General features: G+C 56.7%; 4 protein-coding genes and 1 tRNA gene. 4 read left to right on the top strand and 1 reads right to left on the bottom strand.

The annotated features are described in order from the left end of the window. Nucleotides 1-614: 614 nt before the first annotated feature. Nucleotides 615-2582, bottom strand: coding sequence for a replication endonuclease (locus tag DCO57_RS22015; protein WP_116701075.1), 1968 nt, complete (start codon nt 2580-2582; stop codon nt 615-617). A gap of 701 nt (nt 2583-3283) precedes the next feature. Between DCO57_RS22015 and DCO57_RS22005 the strand changes: the two genes are divergently transcribed. The 4 genes from DCO57_RS22005 to DCO57_RS21990 all read left to right on the top strand — a co-directional run bounded on the left by DCO57_RS22005 (nt 3284) and on the right by DCO57_RS21990 (nt 5864). Beyond that, a tRNA-Ser gene (locus DCO57_RS22005) sits at nt 3284-3351 on the top strand. A 158-nt stretch (nt 3352-3509) separates the two neighbouring features. Next, entirely contained in the window at nt 3510-4268 is a 759-nt protein-coding gene (locus DCO57_RS22000; RefSeq protein ID WP_116701073.1) for a helix-turn-helix domain-containing protein, read from the top strand. 32 nt (nt 4269-4300) lie between these two features. After that, entirely contained in the window at nt 4301-4726 is a 426-nt protein-coding gene (gene mobC / locus DCO57_RS21995; protein WP_208978089.1) for a plasmid mobilization relaxosome protein MobC, read from the top strand. Next, complete coding sequence (locus DCO57_RS21990) at nt 4716-5864, top strand: relaxase/mobilization nuclease domain-containing protein (protein WP_116701071.1); 1149 nt, start codon at nt 4716-4718, stop codon at nt 5862-5864. The genes mobC and DCO57_RS21990 overlap by 11 nt, the downstream gene beginning before the upstream one ends. The last annotated feature ends 87 nt before the right edge of the window (nt 5865-5951 follow it).

The raw sequence follows: 5951 nt of genomic DNA, 5'->3' as shown, positions 1-5951 counted from the left end.
CCAAAGCATCGATATTAAGACCAAGATGGGAGTACATACCATCTTCAACTTCTTGCCGAGAAACGACTTTTCCGGCGAGCACTTTTAGGTTTGGTGAATCGATTTTCTCCAGTTCTGCACTGATCCTCGGCGGCAGTTTTCTGAAGCTCTTTTTCCACTTTCCCATTTTTTGTACCCTAAAGCTTTCTCGCCCAAACTAGGGCGCCTTTAACAACTAAACTTATAAGTTGCATTCTCCTAGACACCTGTGACCGTAGTCAATTAAAAAAACGTTGTCGTACCCAATGCACTTGCCGGAAAGCGCGGATGAAGGGTCAACAGGAAATGGACCGAGTGGGGCGGGCAGGGGCTGAAAGCCCCAACACGGTCGGTTCATTTCCTATTGAGGCTTCAGGAGCGCCCTACAATACCGCCCGCCCGAGCAGGACGATTGCCTAGGGCCGCAGGCCCGTCGGCAACGCTCCCTGCTCGGGACTAGATCAGTCCGATCATGCGGACGGGGGGAAGGCAAGGCCGAAGGCCGCGCTCGGGGGCACAACCCCCGATAGCCTCTTGGGTAACTAAGAATAAATGAAAGTACCCGTAAATTTTCTGGAATTATTTAGGAACGTTTCCTAATCTTTTTCCACCTTATCAGCATCCTTAATCTCCCACTTTACTTTTTTCTTCTCCACCATAACTTCTCCTGTTACTCCACTATAATATCCTATTGTTTCCTTCACCTCATCACCCCAAACGTTAAGCCTGATCTTTCTGATTGGCTGAATCCTTTTTGACTTAATTCCTTGGCGATGCTCCTTCTTCTCAAACGCACCTATCAAAAGGAGGGCCTCGGCCCAGCGTTTCTTTCTCATTGCGAATAGAATTGCCCTTGTATGAGGGCATGGATTGCGCCCATCGCTCTGAAGCTCCCGAAAGAACGCCTCCCAGCGACCGATCGTCCCCTGAGGAAAACCAACCAAAGAGATACGCCTGATGTTCATCGTCGATGCCCAGGCTACGGCTCTTGCCCCTTGCCGAGCGGCTTTTTGCCTTTCCCCATCGGTTGTCGCAGCCAGAACGTCAGGATGAGTTTCACCGTCGTAGTCGATGGACTTCATCACGTAGTGCATGACGTAGGAGGCCGGGTCCGCTGCATCCTGTCCCGACCGGTCCTGCCAGATCTTAATTTTCATGGCGGGTCCTTCGTAGTTCCCCGCCTTCCGGGCAGTCGCCTCGTCTTCTGTCGTCGCTGGCCATTGCAGAGCGATGATCCTGCAAGCTTCCGCTACTTTCCTTGCTCGGACGTAGAGCATCAGATGCATATGCGGACTTCCGTCTTCGTGAGGCTCGACGGTTCGCACTCCGAGAAAGTAGACGCCTTGGTCCCGCATCAAAGCACGCGCCCGCCCCCATCGCTTGTTAAGCTCCGCGACCGCTTCACGTGGCGTCTTCGTCGGGTCATAGGCATTCTCACCGTAACGAGGATTGGGGTGCCACTCCGGCGGCAGTGTCCCTGTTGGAAAAATTGGCACGAGATTCTCTTCCAACAGCTCTCTGGCCATTTCCAATTCGCCGCGGGCTTCCAACTCTGCCGCCCGGCGTTTCCGGAATTCGTTAGACCTACGCACGCAGTCTCGGATCCCAAGTACAATGGCATACCACATCGAGGCTCGCGTTTTTCGCTTGCCAGCCGCGACCTCCAACATCGGGAGGGCGAGGCCAGGCTTTTCCTCATTCGTTAGGACCTTATTTTTCAGCCAGTTTTCGGTCTTGACCACACGGTCACGCCATCGATCCCGTGTCCAATGATCGACATATTTTGCACCGTTCTTGGTTTCCTCTCCTCCGACGAGCTTGAGTAAACCGGATGCATGGACAACGGCTGCACTAATCCTCCGACGCAGAGCTCGCCGGATCGCTTGGGGAGATCTCTCTCGCCCGTGAACACCCGCCCCGCCGTTTTCAATGGAATGGATGTGCCTTGCCTGGGCACATTGCGCGACCCTCTCCGCAATCGCCAAAAGCTCGTCGTCTGACGAACTGAACAAGTGACACGCTACAGGATCGACGTAGGCCAACTGCTCATCGACGTAGACGAGATATTCGGCCAAGGGGCGCAAGGCTTGAACCGAAACCCATCTGTCATGTTTGCGCGAAACGGCTGATTTCCGTTCTGGCTCAGGAGCAAGGGAAAATACAAGATCCTCGAGAGGCACCTTGGTTGCCCCGCCGCCCCTTCTGATGATCTGCGTCCTCCAAGGCTCCGGAAGAGCTCTGAACCGTTGAAGCGGTTCATCGTTGTCAGATTGGAACCCTCGGAACACAGCGTCCCTCAGATCCTGCTCAAATTCCTCGAGATCCTGCTCATCTTCCAAAGCCGCGAATTCCGCTGCAAGCAGCTCGGCTTCGTTGACGGGTTGCAGTGGGAAGTTCTGCCTATTGATCTTCTCCGCTAGCTCATCGCCCCGTTCAATCTCAGGCCGAAGAGCTTCCTTAAGAAAGCCGTCTCGTACATGACCTTTTCCCAGGTAGCCTACATTTTCGAGGAGTTCCTTGAGGCTTGGCGGTTTGATCCAGGTGTATTTGACGGAGCCACTCATGCCTCACCTCCCTCACGAGAACGGAAATGGGCTTCGCGAGCGAGTTGTTCGATCTTGGTCGGACGGCCACGCCGTCTCTTCTTTGGGGCAGCATCGGTGCTCCGCTCCGTCCGGAAAAACGGAGTAAGTCCTCCCGACGCAATTCGATTTGCTTCAATAAAGGCTTCCAAATCGGACATAGCGAACATAGTCCGCCGACCGAGTTTAATCGTGGCGGGCCCCCGGCCCTTATAGACAAGATCACGAAGTGCAGAGCGGGTGAGGCTGAGGGCTTCAGCGGCGGACTCGTAGTCCAGCAAAAGTTTCTGTTGCGCGCGCATTTGGACACACGTCTCCCGTAGTCAGGAAACGTGCTTGCGAGGCGCACAAACAACGTAGACAGGGCCTACACTAATAAAAACCCAAAGGCCGGTTCAGTGTAGTACTGAACCACTGGCACTGGCTTACCAAACCAAGATTTGGCAAACACTTTCGATGAAAAAAGAGCCTTTGGGGACCCTCAACCCTACATTAAAAATTGTCAGCCTCAGCCGCTACTGTCAACGCTCCCGCCACGGGAAGTTTGTTCAAGGTAAACAAAGTCGAAACTGTTGAGGTTCATTGACTACATGGCACAATTCTGGCACATCAAGAGGCGTCAGAATGCGACAGTCAGCGACACGTAGCGACATTAACTTACTGAAAATATTGATTTTTTATGCGCAGTCAATGATACTTCACTGCCCTCCGAAGGCAGAGGTCACAGGTTCGAATCCTGTCGGGTGCGCCAAAAATCTTCAGATAAATCAAACGCCTACACAAAGCTCCGAGATGCTCCAAACGGGCATTGTTCGCAGTATGTACGAGAAACGCCTTTTGTTCGCGTTTTCTCCCTAGCCACGACCGCCACGCCTCAGCGGGTAGCAACGTCGTTCCAGGGAGGCGCACATGGCTGAGCGCCGTCCGTTCCGGGAAGTGAAGCTTCAGTGGCTGCGTCTGCTGAGCTGCGATGCCAATATCAACGACAATGCCAAGTGCGTAGCACTCTACATCGTGACCGCACATGTAAACGGCCACACCGAGAAGGCGTGGCCGTCCTACAAGACCATTGCCGAAGCAACCGGCAAGAGTGTCAAATCCATCCAGCGTGCCATCCGCGATCTGGAAGAAGGTGGCTGGCTTGGCGTTCAACGCGGGAATGGTGTCGGGCACAATACGGAATATCGCCCTACCGACACTTCGATCCTAAAGGCCTCCGAGCTTCGAGAAAAGACGGACAAATCTGTCCCCCTTGCCCGGCCAGAAGGCGGACAGATCTGTCCCGAAAGGCGGTCAGATGTGTCCGGCGAAGGCGGTCAAATCTGTCCACCAAACTTAGAGAAAGAAATAAATAAAAAACCTAACGCGCGTGAGGCGCACGCGAAGGCGGCTCCCCGCCGCTCCATTCCCGTCGTCGTTCTTCCAAAAAACCAGACCCGGCAGGTCGAGGAATGGAACGCCTGGCTTTCCGAAAAGACCCTGCCCGACCTGGCGCGGTTCAATCTCGCGACCAGCGTGAACGGCTCGTCCGGATACCAGCTTCCCGGCCGATGGCCACCGGAAGCGGACTCGGACAAAGAGCAGGATTGCCTGTCGTATTTCCTGAACCGACTGCCGGCATTTGCACACCAATCGGCCTCGCAAGCAGCCTGTAGGCAAGCGGCATGACTGCGGCGGATCTGACAAGAGCAAGGCGACCCATGTCATACGACACGGGACCTTGCGAGGGGCGGCAGGCCTCCCCTTCGAACCCCTCCGGACCGCAAACGGCCTGTCTCGCCGAGACGGTTGTTTTGCGCTGTACGACGGAGGAAAAGAGACATCTCAAGCGCCGCGCCGCCGCCGACAAAATCTCCGTCTCGGAGCTGTTGCGCGGAGCCTTGGGGCAGATCAAACCCTCGCGCCGCCGTGCCACACCGCAGGTCGATCCGCAGCTTGTGACGGCGCTCAGCCGCATTGGCACCAACCTGAATCAGATCGCCCGCGCCGTGAACGCCGCCCAGGCGGCCGGCGACATGCGTCAGCTCGACGGCCTGCAGCTGCTCGCCGAGCTGATCGGCATCGAGCGCCAGATGTCAGCCCTGCTTGCCAGCCATCGCCAGCAGGACGCCGATCATGCTGATTAAGCTGTTCCGCAGTGGCAAGGGCGGCGGCTCGGCACCGGTCGATTATCTGATCGCCTCTCACGTGCTTGCCTACGACGGCAATCGCGATCTCATCCGCGACGACGCTGGCGTCCCGCTGATGAAGAGCCGCGATCCGTTGCCGGAAGTTCTGGCGGGCGATCCGGACCACACCAGGGCTCTGATCGATGCCTGCCCGCATGCCTGGACGTACCGGGCGGGCGTGGTCAGCTTCGACAAAGACGACCATCCGACGGACGAGCAACAGCAGGCCGTCATGGATGCCTTTGACGAGCTGGCCTTCGCCGGACTGGATCGCGACCAGGTCGACATGCTCTGGGTCCGGCACAGCCACGAAGGCCGGGTGGAGCTGCATTTCTGCACGCCGCGCATGGAGCTGACTTCCGGCAAGAGCCTGAACATCTCCCCGCCCGGCTATCAGAAGGCGATGGATAGCCTGCGTGACATGCTCAACAAGGAGCATGGCTGGGCCGATCCGCAGGATCCCTCCAGATCACAGGACATCAAGCAGCTACCGGAGAAAAAACTTCGGGCCCAGGGCCGCGAAGACATCCAGCACTGGCTGGAAGACCTGATCGTCGCCGGTCAGATCTCGTCCCGGCCGGACATGGTCGCCGCGCTTGAAGGCGCCGGCTTCGAACTGCCCCGCCAGGGCAAAACCTATCTCACAGTCAAGGACCCGGACAGCGGCACCCGCTGGCGGCTCAAAGGAGACATTTTCCATGCAGATTGGACCAGAGAGAAGACCGCTGAAAGAGCGGCTGAGCGAGACCATCGAGCAAGCGCACCAGGATCAGAACGCCTCGCTGCACGAAGCCATTCAGACCTGCGAGACGAATATCGAGCGCATGTTGAAAAGCGCAGGCTCTACAATGAGCAAAGATATCCGCACGTCCCAGGAAACGCTGAACGCGACCTTGGGAAGGCACTTGAGGTCGAGCGAGGAACAGATCCATCAGCTGAAAATAAGCATGGCGGAAAACGGGAGATTGGCCGCGAAGAACCGCCTACTGAAACTGTCAGCAGCGGTCCTGGTCTCGGTCGTCCTGACGCTTGGCGGGGTTCTGTTCCTGGAGAACCTGTCAACGGCGGAGCAAAATCAGTCCAATGGGCGGAGTAAAAGTCGTCCACTTGCGGCGCACGCATGAGACCGCCGGGAGGGCGTAGCCCGAGCGGGGGTCTCATGCGTGCGCTGCGATTTTTCGGG

Source organism: Labrenzia sp. 011 (assembly GCF_003075075.1).
Classification (GTDB): Bacteria; Pseudomonadota; Alphaproteobacteria; order Rhizobiales; family Stappiaceae; genus Roseibium.
The sequence above is the reverse complement of the archived record's forward strand: the minus strand, read 5'-3'. Positions and strand labels throughout refer to the sequence as shown.

Coding starts and splice junctions, on each gene's coding strand:
- DCO57_RS22000 (WP_116701073.1), top strand. CDS start 3,510: ATGGCTGAGCGCCGTCCGTTCCGGGAAGTGAAGCTTCAGTGGCTGCGT.
- DCO57_RS22015 (WP_116701075.1), bottom strand. CDS start 2,582: ATGAGTGGCTCCGTCAAATACACCTGGATCAAACCGCCAAGCCTCAAG.
- DCO57_RS21990 (WP_116701071.1), top strand. CDS start 4,716: ATGCTGATTAAGCTGTTCCGCAGTGGCAAGGGCGGCGGCTCGGCACCG.
- mobC (WP_208978089.1), top strand. CDS start 4,301: ATGTCATACGACACGGGACCTTGCGAGGGGCGGCAGGCCTCCCCTTCG.